24 protein-coding genes are annotated in these 24,542 nt (G+C 72.3%); 9 read left to right on the forward strand and 15 right to left on the reverse strand.

Annotated elements, in window-relative coordinates:
• Together KBY19_RS25015 and KBY19_RS25020 are read left to right on the forward strand one after the other, a co-directional pair.
• Positions 1-932: 4-hydroxybenzoate 3-monooxygenase (locus KBY19_RS25015; protein ID WP_210966762.1), on the forward strand; the 932-nt coding region annotated here is incomplete at its 5' end.
• A 64-nt stretch (positions 933-996) separates the two neighbouring features.
• Entirely contained in the window at positions 997-1,389 is a 393-nt protein-coding gene (locus KBY19_RS25020; RefSeq protein WP_099885372.1) for a DUF2267 domain-containing protein, read from the forward strand.
• A gap of 109 nt (positions 1,390-1,498) precedes the next feature.
• Here the strand turns inward: KBY19_RS25020 and KBY19_RS25025 are convergent, their stop codons facing one another.
• The 7 genes from KBY19_RS25025 to KBY19_RS25055 all read right to left on the reverse strand — a co-directional run bounded on the left by KBY19_RS25025 (position 1,499) and on the right by KBY19_RS25055 (position 9,086).
• Positions 1,499-1,786, reverse strand: coding sequence for a hypothetical protein (locus tag KBY19_RS25025; RefSeq protein ID WP_210966763.1), 288 nt, complete (start codon positions 1,784-1,786; stop codon positions 1,499-1,501).
• A gap of 25 nt (positions 1,787-1,811) precedes the next feature.
• Positions 1,812-2,795, reverse strand: a complete 984-nt coding sequence (egtD, locus tag KBY19_RS25030; RefSeq protein ID WP_099885370.1) for an L-histidine N(alpha)-methyltransferase — start codon at positions 2,793-2,795, stop codon at positions 1,812-1,814.
• A complete protein-coding gene (egtC, locus tag KBY19_RS25035) occupies positions 2,792-3,547 on the reverse strand; it encodes an ergothioneine biosynthesis protein EgtC (protein ID WP_099885369.1) in 756 nt (251 codons plus the stop codon). Before egtC ends, egtD begins: the two co-directional genes overlap by 4 nt.
• A gap of 40 nt (positions 3,548-3,587) precedes the next feature.
• Entirely contained in the window at positions 3,588-4,922 is a 1,335-nt protein-coding gene (gene egtB, locus KBY19_RS25040) for an ergothioneine biosynthesis protein EgtB (protein WP_185018595.1), read from the reverse strand.
• Positions 4,916-6,418, reverse strand: coding sequence for an ergothioneine biosynthesis glutamate--cysteine ligase EgtA (gene egtA, locus KBY19_RS25045; RefSeq protein WP_247691399.1), 1,503 nt, complete (start codon positions 6,416-6,418; stop codon positions 4,916-4,918). The genes egtB and egtA overlap by 7 nt, the downstream gene beginning before the upstream one ends.
• 206 nt (positions 6,419-6,624) lie before the next feature.
• Positions 6,625-8,019 carry an MFS transporter gene (locus KBY19_RS25050; protein ID WP_099885367.1) on the reverse strand — a complete coding sequence of 465 codons (1,395 nt, stop codon included), beginning with the start codon at positions 8,017-8,019 and terminating at the stop codon, positions 6,625-6,627.
• 170 nt (positions 8,020-8,189) lie between these two features.
• A complete protein-coding gene (locus tag KBY19_RS25055) occupies positions 8,190-9,086 on the reverse strand; it encodes a LysR substrate-binding domain-containing protein (RefSeq protein ID WP_099885366.1) in 897 nt (298 codons plus the stop codon).
• A gap of 203 nt (positions 9,087-9,289) precedes the next feature.
• Between KBY19_RS25055 and KBY19_RS25060 the strand changes: the two genes are divergently transcribed.
• From KBY19_RS25060 to KBY19_RS25070, 3 genes are all read left to right on the forward strand, one after another.
• Entirely contained in the window at positions 9,290-10,453 is a 1,164-nt protein-coding gene (locus KBY19_RS25060) for a mandelate racemase/muconate lactonizing enzyme family protein (RefSeq protein WP_307843616.1), read from the forward strand.
• Positions 10,454-10,574: 121 nt separating this feature from the next.
• Entirely contained in the window at positions 10,575-11,492 is a 918-nt protein-coding gene (gene kdgD, locus KBY19_RS25065; protein WP_210966764.1) for a 5-dehydro-4-deoxyglucarate dehydratase, read from the forward strand.
• A gap of 108 nt (positions 11,493-11,600) precedes the next feature.
• Positions 11,601-12,137 (forward strand): ATP-binding protein, encoded by a 537-nt coding sequence (locus KBY19_RS25070; protein WP_307843615.1) that lies wholly within the window; start codon positions 11,601-11,603, stop codon positions 12,135-12,137.
• A 30-nt stretch (positions 12,138-12,167) separates the two neighbouring features.
• Here KBY19_RS25070 and KBY19_RS25075 read toward each other — a convergent pair whose 3' ends face one another.
• Positions 12,168-13,043: an endonuclease/exonuclease/phosphatase family protein gene (locus KBY19_RS25075; RefSeq protein ID WP_180289809.1), complete on the reverse strand. Its 876-nt coding sequence runs from the start codon at positions 13,041-13,043 to the stop codon at positions 12,168-12,170.
• 192 nt (positions 13,044-13,235) lie between these two features.
• On the opposite strand from KBY19_RS25075, the gene trxA reads away from it, so the two are divergent.
• Positions 13,236-13,625, forward strand: coding sequence for a thioredoxin (gene trxA / locus KBY19_RS25080; RefSeq protein WP_099885363.1), 390 nt, complete (start codon positions 13,236-13,238; stop codon positions 13,623-13,625).
• 140 nt (positions 13,626-13,765) lie between these two features.
• On the opposite strand, the gene KBY19_RS25085 is transcribed toward trxA, so the two are convergent.
• Positions 13,766-15,202: a carboxypeptidase regulatory-like domain-containing protein gene (locus KBY19_RS25085; protein WP_210955107.1), complete on the reverse strand. Its 1,437-nt coding sequence runs from the start codon at positions 15,200-15,202 to the stop codon at positions 13,766-13,768.
• A gap of 168 nt (positions 15,203-15,370) precedes the next feature.
• Between KBY19_RS25085 and KBY19_RS25090 the strand changes: the two genes are divergently transcribed.
• Positions 15,371-16,024, forward strand: a complete 654-nt coding sequence (locus KBY19_RS25090) for a TetR/AcrR family transcriptional regulator (protein ID WP_099885361.1) — start codon at positions 15,371-15,373, stop codon at positions 16,022-16,024.
• A 4-nt stretch (positions 16,025-16,028) separates the two neighbouring features.
• On the opposite strand, the gene KBY19_RS25095 is transcribed toward KBY19_RS25090, so the two are convergent.
• A complete protein-coding gene (locus tag KBY19_RS25095) occupies positions 16,029-17,105 on the reverse strand; it encodes an ATP-dependent DNA ligase (protein ID WP_099885360.1) in 1,077 nt (358 codons plus the stop codon).
• A gap of 89 nt (positions 17,106-17,194) precedes the next feature.
• On the opposite strand from KBY19_RS25095, the gene KBY19_RS25100 reads away from it, so the two are divergent.
• Positions 17,195-18,733 carry an ATP-dependent DNA ligase gene (locus KBY19_RS25100; RefSeq protein WP_210966766.1) on the forward strand — a complete coding sequence of 513 codons (1,539 nt, stop codon included), beginning with the start codon at positions 17,195-17,197 and terminating at the stop codon, positions 18,731-18,733.
• A gap of 3 nt (positions 18,734-18,736) precedes the next feature.
• Here KBY19_RS25100 and KBY19_RS25105 read toward each other — a convergent pair whose 3' ends face one another.
• The 5 genes from KBY19_RS25105 to KBY19_RS25125 all read right to left on the reverse strand — a co-directional run bounded on the left by KBY19_RS25105 (position 18,737) and on the right by KBY19_RS25125 (position 23,524).
• On the reverse strand, positions 18,737-19,360 hold the full coding sequence (locus KBY19_RS25105; RefSeq protein WP_099885359.1) for a hypothetical protein: 624 nt from the start codon (positions 19,358-19,360) through the stop codon (positions 18,737-18,739).
• Between the two features lie 77 nt (positions 19,361-19,437).
• Positions 19,438-19,857 (reverse strand): HIT family protein, encoded by a 420-nt coding sequence (locus KBY19_RS25110; RefSeq protein ID WP_099885358.1) that lies wholly within the window; start codon positions 19,855-19,857, stop codon positions 19,438-19,440.
• 2 nt (positions 19,858-19,859) lie between these two features.
• Positions 19,860-20,645, reverse strand: a complete 786-nt coding sequence (locus tag KBY19_RS25115; protein WP_210966774.1) for an aldo/keto reductase — start codon at positions 20,643-20,645, stop codon at positions 19,860-19,862.
• A 196-nt stretch (positions 20,646-20,841) separates the two neighbouring features.
• Positions 20,842-22,422 (reverse strand): cytosine permease, encoded by a 1,581-nt coding sequence (locus tag KBY19_RS25120; protein ID WP_099885357.1) that lies wholly within the window; start codon positions 22,420-22,422, stop codon positions 20,842-20,844.
• A 190-nt stretch (positions 22,423-22,612) separates the two neighbouring features.
• Positions 22,613-23,524 carry a universal stress protein gene (locus tag KBY19_RS25125; RefSeq protein WP_099885356.1) on the reverse strand — a complete coding sequence of 304 codons (912 nt, stop codon included), beginning with the start codon at positions 23,522-23,524 and terminating at the stop codon, positions 22,613-22,615.
• A gap of 247 nt (positions 23,525-23,771) precedes the next feature.
• Here KBY19_RS25125 and KBY19_RS25130 point away from each other — a divergent pair, with 247 nt between their 5' ends.
• The gene (locus tag KBY19_RS25130; RefSeq protein ID WP_210966767.1) at positions 23,772-24,488 is read left to right on the forward strand and encodes a TetR/AcrR family transcriptional regulator; all 717 of its coding nucleotides are present in this window, start codon (positions 23,772-23,774) and stop codon (positions 24,486-24,488) included.
• The last annotated feature ends 54 nt before the right edge of the window (positions 24,489-24,542 follow it).

Raw genomic sequence — 24,542 nt, forward strand, 5'->3', positions numbered from 1 at the left:
GCATCGACTTCCCCGCCCTCACCGGGGGCCGGCGGGTGTGGGTCTACGCGCAGACCGAGGTCGTCAAGGACCTGGTGGCGCTCCAGTCGCAGGAGGGCGGTCCGCTGCTGTTCGAGGCGCCGGTGCGGGCCGTCACCGGCGCCGCGGCGGACGCCGGCCACTGCACCGTCCACTATCTGCGCCGGGGCCAGGAGGCGACGCTGACCTGCGACTACGTCGTCGGCTGCGACGGGTACCACGGCGTGGTGCGGCGTGCCGTTCCCCAGGGTGCGCGCAGCGTCCACGAGCGCACCTTTCCGTACTCGTGGCTGGGCATCCTCGCCGGGGCACCGCCCTGCTACGACGAGCTCGTCTACGCCCATTCCGAGCGGGGCTTCGCACTGGCCAGCATGCGCTCCCCCACGGTCAGCCGGCTCTACCTCCAGGTGCCGAACGGCACGAATCCGGACGCATGGCCTCACGAGCGGATCTGGGACGAGCTGGACGCCCGCTTCGGCGCCGACCGGAGCCGGCGGCTCAACCGCGGCCCGGTCACCCAAAAGTCGGTGCTGCCGATGCGCAGTTCGGTGACGGAACCGATGCGGTACGGCCGGGTGCTGCTCGCCGGGGACGCCGCGCACATCGTCCCGCCGACCGGCGCCAAGGGGCTCAACCTGGCCGCCTCCGACGTGACGGTCCTCGCCCGCGCTTTCGCACATTTGTACGAGACGGGCTCGGCGCAGCTGCTCGACAGCTACTCGGACACCTGTCTGCGGCGGGTGTGGCGGGCCGAGCACTTCTCGCACTTCATGACCACGACCCTGCACATCGCACCGGGTCAGTCCTCCTTCGACACCCGCCTGCAGCTGTCCCAGCTGGACCGGATCGCCACCTCGCCGCACGCCGCCGCGGAGCTGGCGGAGAACTACACCGGGCTGCCGACCGGCCCATAGATGCGCCGGAAGGGGGTACCGCGTGACGGGAGAGCACCCGTCCAGCGGTACGAAGGAGCTGACCATGAGGTACGACGAGTTCCTGGCCCAGGTCCGCGAGCGCGGCGAGTACCAGAACCGGGCGGAGGCCGAAGAGGTCACCCGGGCGGTACTGAGCGTCCTCGCCTCCCGGATCACTCCCGTCAAGGCGCAGGAGTTGGCGGCCCAGCTGCCCGGTCCGCTGGGTCCGGTCGTGGCGGAGGCCGGGGAGGATCCGGCGGAGACGTACGGCGTCGAGCAGTTCTGCGCCCATGTCGCCGAGCGCACCAACGCGCGGCCCCGCACCGCCGAGTGGGACGCCAGTGCGGTGCTGTCGACACTCGCCGAGGCCGTCTCCGGTGGTGAGCTCAACCAACTGCTCAGCCAGCTGCCCAGCGGCTACGCCGCGCTGTTCGGCAAGGTCGAGCTGAGCCGGTGACCGGGCGCCGAAGGAGCGGGGCGCACCACGGGGTGCGCCCGTCGCCCCTTCCGCCCGGCCGCTGACCTCGCGGCTGCCCGGTCCGGCGGGCGGAGACCCGGCCCCCGCCTCAGGCGTCGCCGGGAAGGGCGGCGAGAGCCCGGTCGATCCCGGCCAGGATGCGGACCGCGTCGGCGGCTTCCGTCTCGACACTGACCGTGACACGCGCGCCGGGCAGCCGCGCGTCGGTGACGTACAGCTGCCCGGCGCAGCCGCCGCCGGGCCCGGAGGCCCACACCGCGGTGCGGCTGTCCCGGTCCACCTCGGCCGGCAGCCCCCGTCGGCGCAGCTGCTCGGTGATCTGGGCGAAGACCGCGTCGGCGTCCCCGGCAACGGTCGTGGTCTGCTCGTACCTCACCCCCGCAGGATGCGCACGGCGGCCCTCACGACGCGACCGGAGCAGGCACGGCGAGGCTGAGGGCGAAGCGGTGTGCGGGGTCGGTCCACCAGCGGTGCAGCCGCATCCCCGCGGCGGCGAGCTCGGCGCGCACGCCCTGCCTGCGGAACTTCGCCGACACCTCGGTACGCAGTTCCTCCCCGGCCCGGAAGTCGACGCTCAGGTCGAGGGCGGGCAGCTTCGCGCTGAGGGCCCGGCGGGCCCGCAGCCGCATCTCGATCCACTCGTTGTCGCTGTCCCAGGCGGCGACGTGGGCGAAGTCGTCCGGGTCGAAGTCGGCACCCAGCCGTCGGTTGAGTACGTGCAGGACGTTCTTGTTGAAGGCGGCGGTGACGCCGTCCGGATCGTCGTAGGCGGCGACCAGCGTCGCGGGGTCCTTGACCAGGTCCGTGCCCAGCAGCAGGGCGTCGTGCGGACCGAGGCGGGCCCGCAGCGAGGCGAGGAACCGGCCCCGTTCGGCAGGCAGCAGATTGCCCACGGTGCCGCCGAGGAAGGCGAGCAGCTTCGGCTCCGGGCACGGCGGCAGCGGCAGCCGCTGCTGGAAGTCCGCGACCAGGGCGTGCACCGTCACCCCGGGGTGGTCGGCGAGCAGCGCGTGCCCGGCCTCGGCCAGCGCGGACTCGCTGACGTCGACGGGCACATATGTCAGCGGGGAGCCGAGCGCGCTCAGCAGCAGCCGGGTCTTGTACGAGGACCCCGAGCCCAGTTCGACCAGTGTGCGCGCGTCGGTGAGCCGGGCGATCTCGGGTGCGGCCTCCCGGAGTATGCGGGCCTCGGTGCGGGTGGGGTAGTAGACGGGGAGCTCGGTGATCTGTTCGAACAGCTCGCTGCCGCGCGCGTCGTAGAACCACTTGGGCGGCAGCGTCTTGGGGAAGCGGGTCAGCCCCTGGGTGACGTCCGAGCCCAGTGCGGCGGCAGTGGCGTTCGCGGGCAGGGTGCGGGTGAGGGTGAACCGGGAGTTCGAGGTCACGCGTGAGACTCCTTCAGGGCGGTCAGCTCGATGCCGCCCGGATCGCCGGTGAGCAGATGTGCGTCGGGGACCGGCCGCCAGCCCGGGTCCGCGTCGTGCGGTTCGGACGCGACGGTCAGGGACGTACCGGCCCTCAGCAGATACCAGAGGGTGTCGCCGCAGGCGGTGGCGGCGAGCGTACGGCCGTCGGTCAGCAGGAAGTTGCAGCGCGAGCCGGGGGCGGCCGCGGTCAGCTGGGCGGCTGCCTCGGCCAGCGCGGGGCCGGGTCCGGCGCCCGCCCGCAGCAGGTGCCCCACCAGCGCCCAGGCCAGCGCCGAGTCGCAGCGCGCCTCCAGACCCAGCAGCTCGTCCGGCGGCAGCGCGGCCGCGATCCGGGCGACGGACGCGGGCCAGCCGGTCAGGGCACCGTTGTGGCTGAAGAGCCACGGCCCCGCTGTGTAGGGGGCCGCGGCCGCCTCGCCTGCCGCACAGCCGGTCGTCGCGTCCCGTACGGCGGCCACCAGCGCCGACGACCGTACGACCCGGCACAGATCGGGGAAGAAGCCGTCCGCCCAGATCGGCCCGGCCCGCCGGTAGCGGGCGGGCACCGGATCGCCGTCGGCGTACCAGCCCACCCCGAAACCGTCGGCGTTGACGGTGCCGTACCGCTGGCGGCGCGGGGCCCACGACTGGCGGTGGAGCGAGTGGGGCGGCGCCAGCAGCAGCTCCCCCAAGGGCCGGGCGGGACCCAGATGGGCCAGATGGCGGCACATCAGCGGCTGCCGGTCGCTCGGCCCGGCGTGCCCGGGGCGCTCACGCCGACTCCTCCGGCGCGGGGGTGCGCGCCGTGCGGAACCCGGCGAAGATCTGCCGGCGCACCGGGTGGTCCCAGTTGCGGAACGTCGCCCGGGCGACCACCGGGTCCGTGCCGAAGCAGCCGCCGCGCAGCACCTTGTAGGAGGGGCCGAAGAAGACTTCCGAGTACTCCCGGTAGGGGAAGGCGGTGAAGCCCGGGTAGGGCGCGAAGTCGCTGGACGTCCACTCCCACACCTCTCCCATCAACTGCCGCACGCCCAGCGCGGAGGCACCGTCGGGGTAACCGCCCACGGGGGCGGGGCCCAGATGCCGCTGCCCCAGGTTGGCGTGGTGGGGCTCCGGGTCGGCGCCGCCCCAGGGGAAGCGGCGGCTGCGCCCGGTGTCCGGGTCGAGGCGGGCCGCCTTCTCCCACTCGGCCTCGGTGGGCAGCCGCCGCCCCGCCCACCGCGCGTAGGCGTCGGCCTCGTACCAGCTGACGTGCATCACCGGCTCCGCCTCCGGTACGGGCTCGCGCACCCCGAAGCGGCGGCGCCACCAGCCGTTCCGCTCCTGCCGCCAGAACAGCGGCGCCCGCAGCCCGTTGCGGCGCACATGGTCCCGGCCCGCGGGCGTCCACCAACGGGGATCGGCGTAGCCGCCGTCCTCGATGAAGCGCAGATAGGCCCCGTTGCTGACCGGGAGGGTGTCGATGCAGAAGGCCGGCACATCCCGGCGGTGGGCGGGCCGTTCGTTGTCCAGCGCCCACGGCTCGTCGTCGGTGCCCATGGTGAAGGGCCCGGCCGGGACGAGCACTTCGTGCGGCAGTGCCGCCGTCCCGGTGGGCGCCGCGGGCGGTGGCGGCGCGGTCAGCGCCGCCGGGCCGCGCCGCAGCTGGTGGGTGATGAGCATGGTCTCGGCGTGCTGCTGCTCATGCTGGGCGATCATGCCGAACGCGAAGCCGTCCGCCACCAGCGGGCGTCCTTCCAGCTGTGCGCGCTCCAGCACCCGGAAGGCGTCCCCGCGGACCTTCGCCAGATAGGCGCGGGCCTCGTCCGGCGGCAGCAGCGGCAGGGAGGGGCGCTCGGCGCGCGGGTGCTCGAAGGCGTCGTAGAGCGAGTCGATCTCGGGCCGCAGCGGCGCCCGGCCGCCCACGGCCCGCAGCAGCCACTGCTCCTCCTGGTTGCCGATGTGGGCCATGTCCCACACCAGCGGGGACATCAACGGGGAGTGCTGCGCGGTGAGTTCGGCGTCCTCCACGCAGTCGGAGAGCGCCAGCGTGCGGGTACGGGCGCGGGTGAGGGCATCGAAGGCGTGGGCGCGCAGCGCGGCGCGCCCGTGGGCAGCGGTCACCATGGTTCTCCCTGCTGTCCTGGGGCGGTCCGGGGCGGTCCTGGTGCGGGACCGTCGTCCGGCGGGGCGGGCCCGGCCGGCGGGGCCCCGAGCGGGGCGGGCCGGTCGGCGGTGGCCGCCCGGTCGTCGGCCGGGCAGCGGCCGGGTACGACATAGCGCGCGGTGAACTCCTCGACGGCGGCCCGCACCCGGCGTCCCGCACCCAGCCGGGGCAGTGCCCGGCGGGCGAGGTCGAAGCAGTCGCGGGCCGCGGCGTGCAGCTCGGGGTCGGTCAGTGCGTCCCGGGCGGCGCGCTGCCACAGGGCGTTGCGCGGGGCCGGTCCCACGGTGGCGAGGTCGGCCAGCGGCTTGACGACGCGGTAGGCGCTCTCGCTGGCCTGGGCGTCGTCGAACAGCGCCGTGGTCACCGCGAGGGGCACGATCCAGCCGTCCTCACCGGGCTGGGCGTCGATCATCCGCAGCTCCAGGTGTCCCCGGGGGCGTACGGGTGGGAAGAGGGTGGTCAGGTGGTAGGCGAGGTCGTCCAGCCGGGGCGGCCGGAGCCGGTTGTGGCCGGGTCCGGTGCGGGCGCTGCGCCGGATCCACTGCCGGAACGTCATCCCGTCGCGGGGCACCGTCCACGGGCCCTGTGCCGAGCGGACGCACAGCAGCGGCGCGTCCAGCGCGTACCGCGCCCACGCCGCACGCGGATCGCCGCCGCTACCGGGCGGTGCGAGGTTGCGGTAGCCGTCGAGCGCGGCCCATACGCCCTGCCGCGCCGAGCGCCATCCGGACCAGGGCCCCTCGACGGCAGGCGAGTTGGCGAACGCCGCCGTGAGCACGGCGCCCAGCAGATGCGCCAGCAGCCAGCGGCGGCCCAGGCCGAACGGTCCCGGCTCGGCCGTGCCCGCGTCGAGGCAGATCTGGACGGAGGCGGAGGAGCACATCATCGCCCGCCCCGCCGGGCCGGTGCGGTCGAAGTACGTCTCCATGGCGCGATAGCGCCGGTCCTCCAGCAGCCGGAGGGGCGGACGGGGGTCGAGCCCGTGGCCCAGGAGTGCGATGCCGTGCCGCCGCAGCTGTTCGCGGGCGGCGGCGAGATCCGCTGAGACGGCCCGTACGCAGGCGGCGAGGGAGGTGGCCGGCTGGGAGCTGAACTCCAGTTGCCCGCCAGGTTCGAGGGAGATCGCCGAGGTGAGCGGTACGCCGCGCAGCGCGGCGGCGGCTGTGCGCAGGGTGCTCGCCCCGACCCGGGCCCCGGCCCGGTCCTGGTGGGGGGAGGGCTGCGGCGCTGCGGTTTCGGTGGGCCAGGGAGACGGTGTCGGGGCCCCGGTGAGCGGAGGGTGCGGTGCGGTGTGCGAGGGTCCGCCGTGCGGTGGCGGCAGCGGGCGGACCAGCCATTCGAGTTCGACGCCGACGCGGCGCGGTGGTCCCGTCTTGAAACAGATGCCGTGTACGTACGCGAGTGCTGCCGCCTCACTCAGCGATTCGACCGCGTGTTCGTCTCCGGTGCCGGTCATCGTCCGCCGCCCCTTCGCCGAGCCGTCGCTGTCCCTGCTGTCCGGCTGTCCCTGGTGTCTCCCGGGCGGAACGCGGGCTGCCGCTCCACCCACCCAAGCCGCTCCCCATTCCCGCCGGGGAGAACACCTCATCGGCTGCCGCACCGCAAGAAATCAGCCGCCGCACAATCGCCCGCGGCACAGGCCTCCGGGCGGTGCGGGCGGGGTCACAGCTCGGTGAGTTCCATCCGGCGGATGTCCTTGACGATGACCAGATAGCTGACCACGGCCATGGCGGCGCAGGCGCTGACGAAGACGAGGGCCAGGTCGAAGGAGCCGGTGGCGTCGATGAGGTAGCCGATGACCAGCGGGGTCAGGATGCCGGCGAGGGCGCCGAAGGTGTTGAAGACACCGCCCGCGAGGCCGGCGATCTGTTTGGGCGAGACGTCGGACATCACCGCCCAGCCCAGGGCGCCCAGGCCCTTGCCGAAGAAAGCGAGGGACATGATGAGCACGACCAGCCAGGAGGCGGACACGTAGTTGCAGATCAGGATGGTGGTGGACAGCAGCAGTCCGGTGATGACGGGTATCTTGCGGGCCGTGGTGAGGCTGAGGCCGCGCCGGGCGAGCTGGTCGGAGAGGAAGCCGCCGAGGACGCCGCCGGTGAAGCCGCACAGTGCGGGCAGCGAGGAGACGAAACCCGCCTCCAGGATGGTCATGCCGCGATCCTGCACCAGATAGACGGGGAACCAGGTCAGGAAGAACCAGGTGATGGTGTTGATGAAGTACTGACCGACGAAGACGCCGAACATGGTGCGGTTGCGCAGCATCGCCTTGATGTGGGCGAGGTTCTGCCTGCCGGTCGTCGCGGCCTCGGCCCGGGTCGTCTCCCGGGGTGTGGGCGCGTCCATGTCGACGACGGCGCCACCCGCCGCGATGTGTTCGAGTTCGGTCCGCTTGAGGCGCGGGTGGCTGCGGGGCGGGTGGATGACCCTGGTCCACACCAGCGCCAGCACCACGCCCAGTCCGCCGATGACGGTGAAGACGTGCTCCCACCCCATGGTGACGACGAGCCAGCCCATCAGCGGGGCGAAGGCGACGGTGGCGAAGTACTGGGCCGAGTTGAACAGCGCGGCGGCGAGTCCGCGCTCCTTGGTGGGGAACCAGGCGGCGACGATACGGGAGTTGCCGGGAAAGGACGGGGCCTCGGCGAGGCCCACCACGAAGCGCAGGATGAACAGCAGCACCACGGCGGCTCCGGCGAAGAAGCCGATGGCTCCCTGGGCCATCGTGAACACCGACCAGAGGAAGATCGCCGCTCCGTAGACCTTCTTCGATCCGTAGCGGTCCAGCAGCCAGCCGCCGGGTATCTGGGCGATGAGGTAGGACCAGGAGAACGCCGAGAAGAGCACGCCCAACTCGCCCGAGCTGATGTGCAGATCCTTCTGCATCGAGTCGCCGGCGATCGAGAGGGTGGAGCGGTCGGCGTAGTTGATGGTGGTGACCGTGAACAGCATCGCCAGGATCAGATATCTCAGGCGGCCTGCCGTGCGGGGGGCCGCGGAGGTCGCGGCGGCGGGGGCGGAGGTCACCGGCTCGTCCTGCCGGTCGAGAGCGGGCATGGGTCAGTCTCCTAGACCGTGGGATTGCGGCTGCGCTGCCGCGGGTGGTCCTGCCGTGCGTGTGGTCCAAGCCACAGGTCCGGCGGCTGAGGACTGACCGTAGGTTCGGTCTCCATTCCCGTCCATTGTGAATTTTGTTGTCTGCGATACCTTCCTTGAATGATCGGGTGCTACGGATGTGAGTCCTGAGGTCCCAGTTGTCGCAACAGCGAGTGCAGCGCCGGGTTGTCGTTCTTCTCGTGCCACACCAGGTTCAGCTGGACCGGCTCGGGGTTCGGCAGTGCCAGCGGCTTGAAGGTGATGCCCGCATGCCGCATCCGGGCCGCCGTCTGCGGCACCAGGGCGATGCCCCAGCCCACGTCGACCAGGGCCAGGATGCTGTGGATCTGGCTGAGGTACTGGGTGAAGACGGGCGTGACCTGTGCCGCCCGGAAGATGCTGATCAGCAGCTCGTGGAAGTAGCGGGCCTCGATCGGCGAGTACATCAGGAAGTCCTGGCCGTCGAAGTCGCCCACCTCCAGGTCCCCTTCCTTGACGGCCAGCGGGTGACCGGTGGGCAGCGCGGCCAGCAGGCCCTCGCGCCCGGCGGGCCGCAGCCTCAGTTCGGGGCCGACCGCGGCCGGCCGGATCAACCCCAGATCGAGCGACCCCTCGGTGAGCGCCTCCAACTGGTCGCGGGTGACCAGCTCGCGCAGGACGACCTCGACGCCGGGCATGGCGCTACGGGCCACGTCCAGCAGCGAACCGAGGGCCGAGTGGGCGCTGGCGGCGGTGAAGCCGATGGCCAGCGCACCCGCCTCACCCGTCGAGGCCTGCCGTACGGCGAGCGTGGCGTGCTCGGCCTGTCGCACGATGCGGCGGGCCTCGTGGAGGAAGGAGCGCCCGGCGGGGGTCAGCCGTACGGACCGGTTGGTGCGGTCGAGCAGTTGGACGCGCAGCTCGTTCTCCAGCAGTTGGATCTGCCGGCTCAGCGGCGGCTGGGTCATCCGCAACCGCTCTGCGGCCCGCGTGAAGTGGAGCTCTTCGGCCACCGCGATGAAGCTCGTGAGTTGTGCCAGGGTGAACAACGATGCCGTCCCGGTATGGTCGTATCCAAAACTTATGTTGGACGTGGATCAATCGCCGACCCTAGCTTCGGAGGCGGTCGACGGCGAGCCCCGGCTCCGCGCACAGCGGCGGCAGTGCTGCCCGCCACCGGCCCGCAGGCCCGAACCACCTCACACCCCAGGGACACACAGTGGTGACCACGACGACCCTCTCGACCTCCGATGTGGCAGGCCACGCGGCGCAGCACGCCGACGCGGCGACCGGGGACAGGATTTCCTGGGTTCGACTCTCCTCGGTGCTCCTCCCCCTGGCCACCCCGGTCAGCGACGCCAAGGTCCTCACCGGGCGGCAGCGGCCCATGACGGAGGTGGCGTTCCTGTTCGCGGAGATCGCCACCGCGGAAGGCCACCAGGGCATCGGCTTCAGCTATGCGAAGAGGGCCGGTGGCCCGGGGCAGTTCGCGCACGCCAGGGAGATCGCCGACCAACTGCTGGACGAGGACCCCAGCGACATCGGCCGGATCTGGACGAAGCTGGTGTGGGCCGGTGCCTCGGTGGGCCGCAGCGGACTGGCCACCCAGGCCGTCGCCGCCTTCGACGTCGCCCTGTGGGATCTGAAGGCCAAGCGCGCCGGACTTCCGCTGGCCAAGCTGCTGGGCGCGCATCGCGATTCCGTACGCTGCTACAACACCTCCGGCGGCTTCCTGCACACGCCCACCGAGGAGGTACTGGCCAACGCCACCGCTTCCCTGGAGGCCGGGATCGGCGGGCTCAAGATCAAGGTCGGGCATCCGGACGGCAAGCGGGACCTGGAGCGGGTGCGGGCGGTCCGCGAACACGTAGGCGACGACGTCCCGCTCATGGTCGACGCCAACCAGCAGTGGGACCGGCCCACGGCCCGGCGGATGGGCCGCGCGCTGGAACCGTTCGACCTGGTGTGGATCGAGGAGCCGCTCGACGCCTACGACGCCCAGGGCCACGCGGCGCTCGCCGCAGCGCTGGACACCCCGGTGGCAACCGGTGAGATGCTCGCCAGCGTCGCCGAACACTGGGAGCTGATCCGCCAGGGGGCGGCCGATGTCATCCAGCCCGACGCCCCGCGCATCGGCGGTATCACCCAGTTCCTGAAGCTCGCGGCGCTCGCCGAGCACCAGCAGCTGCAGCTGGCCCCGCACTTCGCCATGGAGATCCACCTCCACCTGGCCGCCGCCTACCCCATCGAGCCGTGGGTCGAGCACTTCGACTGGCTGGAACCGCTGTTCGACGAGCGGCTGGAGACCAGCGCCGGCCGGATGCACATACCCGCCCGCCCGGGGCTCGGCATCACCCTCAGCGACCAGGCCCGCGCCTGGACGCAGGCCGAGCACGAGGTCGGCAAGCGCCCCTGACCCACGCGCGCCCCGACCCGGGCGCCCGCCCCACACGCGCCCGACCTACGCGCTCCTCACTCCCTCTCCCCCGCGTCCGCCCCCCGCCCCTCCGCCTCTCCGACACAGGAGCACCACGTCCATGACGTCCTTCACCCCTCCGGAACTCGGCCGCCGGCTCGGCTCCGGGCTGCTGTCCTTCCCGGTGACGCACTTCCGGCCCGACCTCTCCTTCGACGAGGACGCCTATCGGGAGCACATCGCCCGGCTGGCCCGCCACCAGGTCGGCGGGCTCTTCGCGGCCGGCGGCACCGGCGAGTTCTTCTCGCTGACGAGTGCGGAGGTCGCCCGCGTGGTGGCGGCGGCCGTACGCACAGCACCGCAGGACACGCCGATCCTCGCCCCGGCGGGGTACGGCACCAAGGCGGCCGTCGAGTTCGCCGTCGCCGCCGAGCGGGCCGGCGCGGACGGAGTGCTCCTCTTCCCGCCCTACCTCACCGAAGCCGGCCAGGAAGGGCTGGCCCAGCACGTGGCGGAGGTCTGCCGGGCCACCTCGCTGGGCGTCGTCGTCTACAGCCGCGCCAACGCCGTCTACACCGCCGACACCCTCCTCCGGCTCGCCGACGCCTGCCCCAACCTCATCGGCTACAAGGACGGGGTCGGCGACATCGAGACCGCCACCCGCGTCCATGCCCGGCTTGGCGACCGCCTCACCCTCATCGGCGGCCTGCCCACCGCCGAGACGTATGCGCGGCCCTATCTGGAACTGGGCGTGACGACCTACTCCTCGGCCCTGTTCAACTTCGTCCCCGAACTCGCCCTGGAGTTCTACGGTGCCGTACGCGACCGCCGCCACGAGGTCGTCTCCAAGCTGCTCACCGACTTCGTCCTCCCCTACACCGCACTCCGCGACCGGCGGCCCGGGTACGCCGTGAGCATCGTCAAGGCCGGGATGACCGCCACCGGCCGCAGCGCCGGGCCCGTCCGCCCGCCGCTGACCGACCTGACCGCCGACGAACTGGCGGAGCTCACCGCGCTGATCGGCCACATGAAGTGCTGATCGGCCATGTGGAGCAGGGCCAGGGGCCGGGCTGCTGAGCGACCGCACCCGCCGGCCGCCGCCCCCTCCCGTTTGGCCGCACGGCCCCGGGGCCACCCGGAGGAGGTGGTGGAGCGGAACGCGCCGATCAGGGGCGGCCCGGAGCTGGCCGTGCTGGTCGGGCTGCAAGCCGCCGGGAAGTCCTCCTTCCATCGGCAGCATCTCTCCGGCGAACACACCGGCGCCCGCACCGAGGGGCGCACCAGCGGGCCCGTCGGCGGCCATCTGCTGGTCAGCAAGGACCTGTTCCCCCGTTCGGCCCGGAACAAGCAGCGGCGTCAGCTGCGACTGATCGACCAGGCGCTGGCGGCCGGGCAGCCCGTCGCGGTGGACAACACCAATCCCTCACCGGGGGAATGGGCGCCCCTGATCGCCCTGGGCCACGCGCACGGCGCCCGGGTGACCGCCTACTGGTTCCCGCCCGACCTCGCGGCCTCGCTCCGCCGCAACGCCGCCCGGGTCGGCCGCGCCCGGGTGCCGGACGTCGGCCTGCGGGCCACCCACCGGCGCCTGCGCAGGCCGTCCCCGGCAGACGGCTTCGACGCCGTACGAGAGGTCCGGTTCGACGGCCGTGGCGGCTTCGAGGTGCGAAGCGCCGACGGATGACCCCCGGCCGCGCTCCGGTGCACGCGGCACTCAGCGCTGCAGGGCCCACCGGCCCGGAGGGTGGTCCGGCAGCGTGAGGTCGGCGAGCAGCCCGTAGTGGTCGCTGGCCTGCACCCCGTCCACCGGCTGCACCAGCACCCGCTCGCAGCCGGAGACCCGCAGGGTGGGGCCGTGCGAGCCGCAGCGCACCAGGATGTGGTCGATACGGCGGTCCGCCACCGCCGGCATGTCACCCTGCCGGACGAGGGGGTTGCCGGGGCCGAAGGTGGGTCCGGGTTCGCCGGGGTGCACCGCCGACCAGGCGTCCTGGAAGCAGACCCCGACACCGTCCAGCGTCTGAAGACCCCGCAGGAACCGGAGGCTCGCGGCGTCCGGCGTGGCGTCGAGGTCCCCGAGCAGGACGGTGTGACGCACGGGACGGGCGGCGGCGGCCTGCTCGGCGAGGCGGGTGGCGGCGAGGGCCTGCAGCTCCCGTTCGTGCTCGTAGTCGTAGGGCCAGCTCGGCTTGTGGTGGACCACCAGCAGCGTGCCGAACGGCTCGGGGAGCGGCAGCTCGGCGGCGACGGCTCCGCACCACTCGGTGCGCGCCGTGCGCCCGGTCACCTGGAGCGGGTCGGCCGTGACGTGGCCGAACGGCCGTCGGGCGGCCAGCACGGCACCCACGCCGTCGGCCGACCACCGAGGGTGCGGGGCGAGGTGCCAACCGTCCCCGGCGAGGGCCGGCAGCTCGTCGCGGCCCACCTCCTGCAGGGCGAGCACATCGGGGCGCAGCCGGTGCAGTTCCCGGGCCAGTACCGCCCGCCGGGCCGCCGGGTCGGCGTACTGGGGCGCCAGCACGTTCATGGTCATCACCCGAGTGCTGTGGACCCCTCCGCCCGCTGATTCGGCCACCGCTTCTGCAGCCACTTGCGGCCACTCCCTCCGGCATCGCGTGGACAGGCCCCCGCACGGGACGTGTACCCGGCCGTGCCGTCCTGGGTCCGGGTGTGTTGCCATGGCCTGTGCCGGGAACCGGCTCGGGGAATGTGGACCCCGGCACAGTTTGTTCCCCGGCGCCAGGGCGCGGCCCGCCCTGATGCCCCCATGGCAGGAGACAGCATGAGCACGATCGAGCTGACCAAGGAAAACTTCGAGGAGACGGTCTCGGAAAACGACTTCGTCCTGATCGATTTCTGGGCCTCGTGGTGCGGCCCTTGTCGCAGCTTCGCCCCGGTGTACGAGGCCGCCGCCGAACGGCACTCGGACCTGACCTTCGCCAAGGTCGACACGGAGGCCCAGCAGGAGCTCGCAGCCGCATTCGAGGTGCAGTCCATCCCGACGCTCGCGATCATCAGGGACCGCACCCTGGTGTTCTCGCAGCCCGGCGCGCTGCCCGAGGCAGCGCTGGAGGACCTCATCGGTCAGGCCCGGCAGCTGGACATGGACGAGGTGCGGCGCGCCGCCGAGGCGCAGGCCGCCGCCGACGGCGCGGAGGGCGCCGGCGCCTGAGACCCCGCGCCCGCACACCGACGACGGCCGCCCGGCTGGGCGGGGCGGCCGTCGCGCTGTTCGAGGCCGCGGCTTCGGCCGAGGTCGGGGGCCCCTGTCACCGCGCCCGCCGCCCCCTCTCCCGAGAGGGGACGGCCCCGCTACACCGGTACCGGCCTGGGGGTCAGCCGGAAGTCGTGGCGGATCGGGTGGCCGTCGCGGATCTGGAGGCGGGCGACGGCGGCGAGGCGGTCGGGGCTGGAGGCGATCACATTGACGAACTGGTCCGGCAGGCCCGCCGCCGCGTATTCGCCGTGCTGGTCCGTGATGGCGCGCACGAGTTCCCTGCCGTGGGTTCCGGTGACCGTGATGGCGACACCGGGCAGCGGCCGGCCGTGTTCGTCGGTGACCTGTCCTGTCAGATCGGGCTCGTGCAGGCCCGTGCGGCGGCTGTGCGGGGCCACGGCGCTGGGCCGTGGCAGCTCGAAGGAGGGGTCCTCGACCGGCGGCTCGGCGGCCGGCTCGGCGGCCGCGGCCGCCTCCTCGGCGCGTGCTTCCTTGCGGGCGGCGCGCCGCTCCTTCCAGGCGCCGAGCGCGATGAGGACGACACCGGCGAGGACCCAGGCGCAGATGACGAGGGTGTGCTGCCAGACGTCCTTGCCGTCGAAGTAGAACAGCCCGCGCAGCGCCTCGATGAGGTTGCCCATCGGCATGATCGGGTGCAGTGCCCGGAAGAATCCGGGCACCATCTGGACGGGTATCGCGCCGCCGCTGGACGGCATGCTCAGCAGGACGAACAGCCCCATGGCCACGCCCGGGAAGAACTGCTTGCAGAAGGGGACGAGTCCGTAGGAGGTCAGTGCGACCGCCTGGGTCATCAGGAAGACCAGCGGGATGGCCAGCGGCTCGTTCGGGATCACCTCCATCGAGCGCGCCACCAGGAAGGCGACGACGCTCTCCACGACACCGATGGACACCAGGGTGACGACCTTCTTGCGCCGCCCGAGTGTGGTGGCCCGCAGCAGCATCATCACGCTGACGTAGGAGGGGATGGTGCAGGCGAGGACGAGGTAGAACAGCCCGGTGCCCATGCCGTCGCCGGGCGCCGTGGGGGCCGCCTCGTGGACCTGCAGCCGGCCGCCGCTTTGCTGTGCGACGCCGGTGAAGGTCTTCTGGAGGACGGATTCGAGCGAGTAGCCGTCGGCCTTGGCGACGTAGAGCTTCGGATGCTCGGCGTCGGGCACATAGGCGGCGGTGGCCTCACGGTCGGTGACCGCGTCCTGTGCGGCCTGCGCGTCGGCGACCTGGTGGATGTCGAAGGCGCCGGGGCTCTTGTGTTCGAGGGCCTGTTCCAGCTGGACGGCCGACGGCCCCGCGACGGCCACGTCCACGTGGTGCGGCACCGGGTTGTGGAAGGGCAGCAGATAGCAGACGAGGAAGCCGGTGAAGAAGAACGCCGGGAACCACAGCGTCTCCGCCAGGGTGCGTACGGTCGCGCCGAGCGTGGAGGTACCGCCTCCCGCGCTCTCCGGGTCCGCCTTGCCTTTCGCGTCTTCCGCGTTTCCCGCGTTTCCCGCGTTTCCCGCGTTTTCCGCCATGGACAGGGTCCGCCTCCTCGGTACGTGCAGCAGCCGGTCCGGTCTCCGCCGCGATGCATGGCATGGCCAATGATTAGAGACGCTAACAAAAAAATGCAGTGCTGCAAAAATGCACTACTGTAGGAACCCTGCGAAGGGGCAGCGCACGGGACAGCACAGGAGCTGCAGATGGCCGACCCGACCTCCGAGACCGCCCAGGGGCTCCGGGAGCGCAAGAAACTGGAGACCCGGTCGGCGCTGCGTGCCGCCGCCGTCCGGATGTATCTGGAGCGCGGCCCCTCCGCCGTCACCGTGCAGGACATCTGCGAAGCCGCCGGGGTCTCCGCACGCACCTTCTTCAACTACTTCGAGACCAAGGACGACGCGGTCTTCGACTGGGACCGCCGGCTCACCGGCCAGCTCGTCGACCTGCTCACCGCGCGCCCCGCGAGCGAGCCGCCGCTCCAGGCGCTGCACCGGACGCTGCGTACCGCCATTCCGGCGCTGGTCGCCGACGCGGGCTGGCGGGAGCGCCGACGGCTGCTGGGCGCCTATCCCGAACTGGTTCCCAAACTGCTGCACAGCAACAGCCACATGGCCGAAGCGCTGGCCGAAGCGGTCGCCGAACGCACCGGACTGTCCCCGGACGCCCTCTACCCCCGCCTGCTGGGCGGCGTCGGACTGACGGTGCTGCGCTCCTCGATCCGCGCATGGGACCCCGAGTCACCGACCGAGGAACTGCTGGACATGCTCGACTCGTGCTTCGCCTCGCTGGCCGCCGGACTGCCGCAGCCGACCGGGGGCGAGCGAGCGCACCCGGCCGCACCGGATCCCGCCGGGTGACGGGTCAGCGGCCGCCGAGCGCCTCTTCCAGGTCGAACCGCACCGGCTCCTCCAACTGCTCGTACGTGCACGAGCCCGGCTCGCGGTCCGGGCGCCAGCGGCGGAAGAGCACCGTGTGCCGGAAGCGCTTCCCCTCCATGTGGTCGTAGGCCACCTCGCACACCCGCTCGGGGCGCAGCGGCACCCAGGAGGCGTCCTTGCCACCGCTCCATCTGCTGGGCGCTCCCGGCATCCGGCCCTCCTCATGAGCGGCCTCGTCCTGCCAGCGGGCCCACGGGTGCTCCTCGGGGCGGTTCATGCCCAGCGGTGCCAGCTCGCGCATCAGCTCCCGTCTGCGCGCGGCCGGGAACGAGGACGACGCGCCCACGTACTGCAGCACCCCCGAGTCGTCGTAGAGGCCGAGCAGCAGGGAGCCCAGCGCCTCGGGGCCGCTCTTGTGCGGGCGCAGCCCGGCCAGCACGCAGTCGGCCGTGCGCTCGTGCTTGACCTTGAGCATCACCCGCTCCCCCGGCCGGTAGGGCAGATCGGTCCGCTTGGCCACCACGCCGTCGAGCCCGGCGCCCTCGTACTGCGCGAACCAGTCCTGGGCGACGGCGCTGTCATAGGTCACGGGCGCCAGATACAGCGGCGGGCGCGTGCCCCGCAGCGCCCTCTCCAGCGTCCGGCGCCGCTCGGTCAGCGGGGCCTCCAGGAAGCCGGTGTCGTCCAATGCCAGCAGGTCGAAGGCGACGAAGGAGACGGGTGTGCGCTCCGCCAGCAGCCGTACCCGGGAGGCGGCCGGGTGGATGCGCTGCTGGAGCGCCTCGAAGTCCAGCCGCCCGCCCAGTGGGAGCACGATCTCACCGTCCAGTACGCAGCGCTGCGGCATCCGCTCGCGGAGCCCGTCGACCAGTTCCGGGAAGTACCGCACAAGGGACTTCCCCGTCCGGCTGATCAGCTCGATCTCGTCGCCGTCCCGGAAGACCAGACAGCGGAAGCCGTCCCACTTGGCCTCGTACTGCATCCCCTGCGGTGCCTCGGGGATCGCGGAGACGGGCTTGGCGAGCATCGGTTTCACGGGCGGCAGCACCGGGAGATCCACACTGCCGATTCTGCGCCGGGCAGCCCGGGTCCGCACGGCGTGCGGGCCGGCCGGGAGCGCACGCGGCCTCGATGGGCGACCATGAGGCCATGCTGCTGGCAGACATCGCTCGCGCCTTCGCCCGGATCGCCCGGGCCACGGGCCGCAACGACAAGGTGGCGCTGCTCGCGGAGCTGTTCCGAAGGGCGGAGCCGTCCGAGGTGCCGGTGGTGGTCACCTATCTGGCGGGGCGGCTGCCGCAGCGCCGTACGGGAGTGGGCTGGCGCAGCGTGCGCGAGTTGCCGCCGGCCGCCGACGAGCCGGCGCTGAGCATCGCCGAGGTGGACGCCGCGTTCGCGCGGATCGCCGAGGTGAGCGGGAAGGGCGCGCAGGCGGAGCGCAAACGGCAGCTGGATGTGCTGATGGCGGCGGCCACCGAGGAGGAGCAGTGGTTCCTCGTCCGGCTGATCGGGGGCGAGCTGCGCCAGGGGGCGCTGGACGCCTTCGCCGTGGAGGGGCTGGCCGCAGCCGTCGCGGCCGATCCGGGCGAGGTGCGGCGGGCGGTGATGCTCGGCGGGTCGCTCGGCAGCGTCGCCCAGGCGCTGCTGGCCCAAGGGCCGGACGCACTGGCCCTCTTCCGGCTGCAGGTGGGCAGGCCGGTGCTGCCGATGCTGGCGCACACCGCCAAGGACGTGGACGAGGCGCTGGACAAACTGGGCCCGTGTGCCGTCGAGGAGAAGCTGGACGGCATCCGGGTGCAGGTGCACAAGGACGGCGAGCAGGTGCGCGTCTACACCAGGACGCTGGACGAGATCACCGACCGGCTGCCGGAGGCGGCCGAGATCGCCCGCAGGACCGACGCAGCACAGCTGGTGCTGGACGGGGAGGTGATCGCCCTCAAGGAGGACGGCTGGCCCCGGCCGTTCCAGGAGGTCTCGGGACGTGTCGCCTCCCGGCTGGACGTGGCGGGGGCCAGCAGCGAGCTGCCGCTGCATCCGGTCTTCTTCGACGTGCTGTATCTGGACGGCGAGGACCTGCTCGACCGGCCGTTCGTGGAACGGCACGCCGCGCTCGCCCGGGTACTGCCCGAGGAGCTGCGGGTGCGCCGGGTGCCGGTGCCCGATCCGGCGGACGGGCCGACGCGTGTCGCGGCCCGCGCGTTCGCGGAGGAGGTGCTGGCGCGCGGCCATGAGGGAGTGGTCGTCAAGGCGCTCGACTCGCAGTACTCGGCGGGGCGGCGCGGGGCTTCCTGGCTGAAGGTCAAACCGGTGCACACCCTCGATCTGGTGGTGCTCGGCGCGGAGTGGGGGCACGGACGGCGCGCGGGAAAGCTGTCGAATCTGCATCTGGGAGCGCGGCGCGAGGACGGCACCTTCGCGATGCTGGGCAAGACGTTCAAGGGGCTGACCGACGTGTTGCTGGCCTGGCAGACCGAGCGGCTGCGGGAACTGGCCGTCGAGGAGAAGTCCTGGGGGGTGGTGGTCGCCCCCGAACTGGTGGTGGAGATCGCCTTCGACGGGGTGCAGCGCTCCACCCGCTATCCGGAGGGTGTGACCCTGCGGTTCGCGCGGGTGGTGCGCTACCGGGACGACAAGCGTGCGCAGGAGGCCGACACGGTGGCGGCGGTCACGGCCCTGCTGCCCCAGTGACCGTCAGACGGGCCCTCGATCAGTCACGGCAGCCGCGGTCGTGCTCTTCGAGGAGCCGTGGCGTTCGGCGAGCAGCCTCTTGCGGTGGCCGCTGCGGCGGACGGCGGTGACGACGACGATGGCGAGGCAGAGGCCGACCCCCAGAACGGGGAGCGGGAGGACCAGCATCAGCCCGCCCGCCAACGCGACAAGGCCTCCGGAGTCCCCGACGGCGTACCGGGAGAGCGCTTGGGAGGAGCAGGTGACCGCGTAGTCGCCTGCCCGCGACACGTCAACGGTGTAGAGCGCCGTCCAGGTCTCGTCACGGGTGAGGAACAGGTCGATTCCCGGGTCGGCGAGACTCGGGGCGCCCGGCCCGGTGATGTCGCACTCCGGGCCGGGCGACCGGCCCGGGTACTTGACCCAGATCGTCTTCTCGCCCTCCGGTTCGAGCCTCAGGGTGACGGTGTCGCCGTTGGCGAACTGGTTGTCGGTGTCGACCGCGTCGATCGCACTGTTGACCTGGTACACACCGATGGCCACGCCCAGCCCGATCAGCACGACGGCGATCGCAGCCGCTGTGACATACCAATGACGGCCGGGCCTCAGTTCGTTCGCCGGTATCCGCGGCGGTGGGAAGAGCTGCACCGAAAGATCTTAGACCGGCCCGTCCTGCCCGGCCTGCGCGCCCCTGTCCTGCCCCGGGTGGATCGTCCGTCTCGTGGTCACAGCTGCGCGCGGATGCGCTCGGCGATCTGCTCGGCCTCCGACTCGTCGGCGTACCGGCCGCGCGGCCAGAAGAAGCCGCGCAGACCGTCCTTGCGTCTGCGCGGCACCACGTGCATGTGCAGATGGGGCACGGACTGGCTGACGCGGTTGTTGCCCGCGACGAACGAGCCGTCGGCCGCCATGGCCCGCTCGACCGCGTCGGTGACCCGGCGTACGGCGGTGAAGTACGGGCCGACCGACTCCTCGGGCAGATCGGTCAGGGTCTCCACATGGCCGCGGGGCACCACGAGGGTGTGGCCCGGGAAGAGGGGCCGCTGGTCGAGGAAGGCGACGACGGCCTCGTTCTCGTGGACTCGGTGGGCGGGCTCCGTGCCGTCGACGATCCGGCAGAAGACACACGCGCTGTCCCGGGCCATGGTCAGTTCAGGGTGCGGGGGTCAGGGCCGACGCGGGTGCCGGTCTCCAGGCGCTGGATCTCCCGCAGGTCCTCGCCGTCCAGCTCGAAGTCGAAGACGTCGATGTTCTCCTTGATCCGGGACGGGGTGACGGACTTGGGGATGACGACGTTGCCGAGCTGGATGTGCCAGCGCAGCACCACCTGAGCCGGGGTCCTGCCGTGCTTGGCGGCGGCCTTGCGGACCACGGGATCGTCCAGGACACCGTTGCCGCGGCCGAGCGGGGACCACGCCTCGGTGACGATGCCGTGCTCCGCGTCGAAGCTCCGCAGTTCCGGCTGCTGGAGGCGGGGGTGCAGCTCGATCTGGTTGACGGCGGGCACCACACCGGTCTCGTCGAAGAGCCGCTGGAGGTGATCGGTCTCGAAGTTGGAGACGCCGATGGTCCTGGCCCGGCCGCTGTCGTGGATCTCGGTCAGCGCCCGCCAGGTCTGCACATACAGCTCCCTGGCCGGCGCCGGCCAGTGGATGAGATAGAGGTCGACGTAGTCGAGACCGAGCCGCTCCAGGGAGTCGTCGAAGGCGCGCAGCGCCGTGTCGTGGCCCTGGTCGGTGTTCCACAGCTTGGTGGTGACGAACAGCTCCTCGCGGGGGATGCCGGACTCGCGCAGGGCCTTGCCGGTGCCGCCCTCGTTGCCGTAGAGCGCCGCGGTGTCGATGCTGCGGTATCCCGCCTCCAGCGCGGCGGAGACGGTGGCAGCCGCCTCGTCGTCGGGCACCTGGTACACACCGAATCCGAGCTGCGGCATCTCCGCGCCGCTGTTCAGCAGGACGGTGGGGACGTGTGCGCTGCTCACTGTGGGACCTCGGCTCTCTCGGGGCGGCTGTCGGGCGTTGTCCGTCAGCCGGGGTTTCCGCTGTGCCGGGGTCCATTCACGCACACACCGCCGGGACCGTGCCGACTCCTCGCCCGCACGAGCCCGGCGGTGTGTCCGCCGGAGCCGCTCAGCCGCGCTGTGCCCGCGCGGCCTGCTCGTCCTGGGCGGCCTGCTCGTCCGGGGCGTCCTCCTGGCGGGGTGCGGGAACCGGCGCGGACGCCTCCCCCTCGCGGGGCGCGGGGAGCACCGCGAACAGCAGTGCGGCCAGCAGCGCGGTGGCGGCCCAGCCCAGCCCGTTCTCGCCGATCCAGGTGGAGTGGAGGGGGCCGGTGAACCAGTCGCAGGTGGTGAAGGCGAGCCCCAGCAGCAGGGCGATGCCCCAGGCCGTCATGGCCTGCCAGCAGTAGCCGCCGACGTACCAGTAGCGGCTGGTGCGGGAGGTGTCGAGCAGCCCGGCGGGGTCGTAGCGGACGGCCCGGTCGCGGCGCCGCAGCATGTCGACCCCGTAGACGCCGACCCAGGCGGAGAAGGAGACGGCGAGCAGCGAGAGGAAGGAGATGAACGAGCCGTAGAAGCTCTTGGCCACCAGCATCAGCAGCAGTCCGCCGACCAGGCTGATGACCGCGTTGACGCTGACGGCCCAGGCGCGGGGCAGCTTCACGCCCATGGTCTGCGCGGTGAAGCCCGCCGAGTACATCGAGAGGCTGTTGATCAGCACCATCCCGATCACGGCGATCACCAGATACGGCACGGCCAGCCACATCGGCAGCGCCTCACCGAGGAAGGAGACGGGGTCGTCGGTCTTGGCGAGCGCCGGCTCCTTCACCGACATCACGCCGCCCATCAGCACCATCGGCACCAGTACCAGCAGCGCGCCCGAGACGGTGGTGCCGAAGATCTTCCGTCCTTCGGCGCTGTGCGGCAGATAGCGGGCGAAGTCGGGGCCCGTGGGGATCCAGCTGATACCGCCGGCCGCGATGGTGCCGATGCCCGCGATGAGCATGGCGGTGCCGCCCGCGGGCCGGGAGAAGACCTCCGCCCAGTCGATGGTGGTGACCAGGTAGCCCAGCACAAGGACGGTGAAGAGCCCGAAGAAGTAGGTCGACCAGGTGTTGCAGAGGTTGAGGACCTTCCGGCCCATGCCGCTGACCAGGAACGTCACCCCGACGAACAGCAGCAGGGTGACGACGATGAGCGGGGTGCTGCTCTCGATCCCGAAGAGCAGCCGGAGCACCGTGAGGACGGCGTAGGCGCCGGTGACGGCGTTGATCGTCTCCCAGCCGAAGCGCGCGACCCACAGAATCATGCCGGGGAAGTAGTTGCCCCGCACGCCGAAGGTGGCCCGGGAGAGCATGGCGCCGGGCGCGCCGCCCCACTTGCCGGACACCGACAGCAGCCCGACCAGGCCGAAGGAGACGCCACCGGCGACGGAGGCCGCGAGCAGCACCTGCCAGAAGTTGAGGCCGTTGAAGACGACCAGCCCGGCGCCCATGGTGAGCAGCAGGACGCTGATGTTGGCGGCCACCCAGGTGGGGAACAGCTCGCGGACCCGGCCCCGCCGCTCGTGATCGGGTACGGGCTCGATGCCGCGGCTCTCGACGGTCTCGTCGATCACGGCGCTCGCCGGCGTGGCGGAGTCAGACGTGGGGGCGGAGGAGTGCGCCGGGGCGGCGCCGTCGGCGTGGGATACGCCGGGGGAGACTGCCATGGGTAGGGCTCCGTGCGTGGTTCTCTGGTGCGACGTGCGTCGTTGCAGGGTCGTGACCTGGTGTCTCCGGCCGTCACCGGGGAGACTGCGGGGACTCTACGCGCGTTGCAAGACGCCCTCTATCGTACAGAGTCACACGATCGGCCCCCTCGGAGTCGGGTGATCCTCCAAGGGGGCCGGAAGCAGGCGGTCAGGACCCGGGCACCAGCACCACCGAGCACTTGGCGTGCTGCAGGACCGCGTGCACCACCGGGCCCAGCTGGAGGCCGAGTCGCCGCTGCTGGCGCCGTACCCCCAGCACCACCATGTCGGCACCCTCGCTCAGCTTGATCAGATGCTCGGCCGCCTGGCCCTGGTGCTGTTCGGCGCCCAGCCGAACGTTCGGATAGCGCTCCCGGAAGGGCCGCAGCGTGTCCTCCACGAACTGCTCGGCGCGCCTCGTCTCCGTCGAGGGCTCCTTGGGTGACAGCCGCAGCGCCACACCGGGCAGCATCGGGTAGATCCAGCAGTGCACCACCCACAGCGGCGAACCGGAGCGCTCGGCCGTCCGGAAGCCGAACTCGACCGGCTGCGTCGCGCCTTCCCACTTCAGCCCGACGACCGTCTCCCCCGGCGTCGCACCGGGCTCGGGCATCTCGCCGCGTACGACCATCAGCGGTCCCGCCGCATGCGCCGCCAGCCGCAGGCTGACCGAGCCGAGCAGCAACCCGCGGAAGCCGCCGTGCCCGCGGGTACCGACGACGGTCAACTGAGCGGTGCGGCTGCGGTGCACCAGCGCGTCGGCCGCCGGTTCGCTCACGCCGGTCGCCACGACGGTCAGCCCGGGTGTGCGCTTACGGGCCCGCTCGGCGGCCTCGGCCGCGACCTGACCGGTGGCCTGCCGAAGCCGCTCCCTGTCCGCCTCCGTCTCCGGGTAGGCACCGCGCCGGGCCGAGGCCCCGCCGCACAGCACCTCCAGCTCGGCGCCCCTGCGGTAGGCCTCGTCGGCGGCCCGGTCCAGGGCGCGGAAGGAGTGCGTGGAACCGTCGACGCCGACCACCACACGGCCGGGCTCGGGGGCGGGGGCGGGGGTCCCCGCGGGGGGCTCGCTGGTCTCCGACATGTCCGTCCTCTCCTCGCGTCCTCGCCTCGATGTGCGGGTACACCGCCAGTGTGGTGCACACGGGACAGATGCGGTAGAAGCTGCGCCCGCCGTGTGGGCTGCCGCCGTGCGCCCGCCGCAAACAGCCGCGCCCGCCCCTCCCGGCGACCTCCCGGGACAGCCTCCCCGGCAACCTCCCAGAGCCACCCCTGAACACAACTCAGACACAAATTTAACCGAGTTACATTTTCTCTGGTACGGTCGCCGCATGAGCGACCACCCCATCGGGCTGCGCGAGCGCAAGCGGCAACGCACCTACCAGGCGATCTCCGACGCGGCCGTCGCCCTGTTCCTGCGGAAGGGCTTCGACGCGGTCTCCGTCTCCGAGATCGCGGCGGCCGCCGAGGTCTCCAAACCGACGCTCTTCCGCTACTTCCCCGCCAAGGAGGACATGGCCCTCCACCGCTTCGCGGACCACGAGGACGAGGCGGCCCGCGTGGTGGCGCGGCGCGGAGCGGGCGTCTCCCCCCTCACCGCGCTGGAGCAGCACTTCCTGGCCGGGTTGGAGGCCCGCGATCCGGTCACCGGGCTGTGCGACGAGCCGGAAGTGCTCGCCTTCCACCGGCTGCTGTACGGCACCCCGACCCTGGTGGCCCGGCTGCACTCCTACACCGCCCGCTCCGAGGAGGCCCTGGCGGCCGAGCTGGCCAAAGGGCTCGACGGGCGGACCGAGCCGACCGAGGGCACCGAGAGCACCGTGGGGGCGGCAGCCGACGCGGGCGCACCCCGCGCCGCGACGGCGCAGCCCACCCTGACGGCACGGCTGGCGGCCGGTCAGATCGTGACCTGCCAGCGGGTCCTCGCCACGGCCAACTGGCACCGCGTCGCCCAGGGGGCGAGCGCCGACAGCATGCACGAGTCGGCCTGCCGCGACGCCCGGCACGCCTTCGCACTGCTGCGCACCGGGCTGACGCCGTTCGCCTGACGCGCACCGCACACAGCCGACCCACCCAGCCGGAACGAGGACGAAGAGGAGCAC

Source organism: Streptomyces sp. B15, assembly GCF_018070605.1.
GTDB lineage: Bacteria > Actinomycetota > Actinomycetes > Streptomycetales > Streptomycetaceae > Streptomyces > Streptomyces smyrnaeus.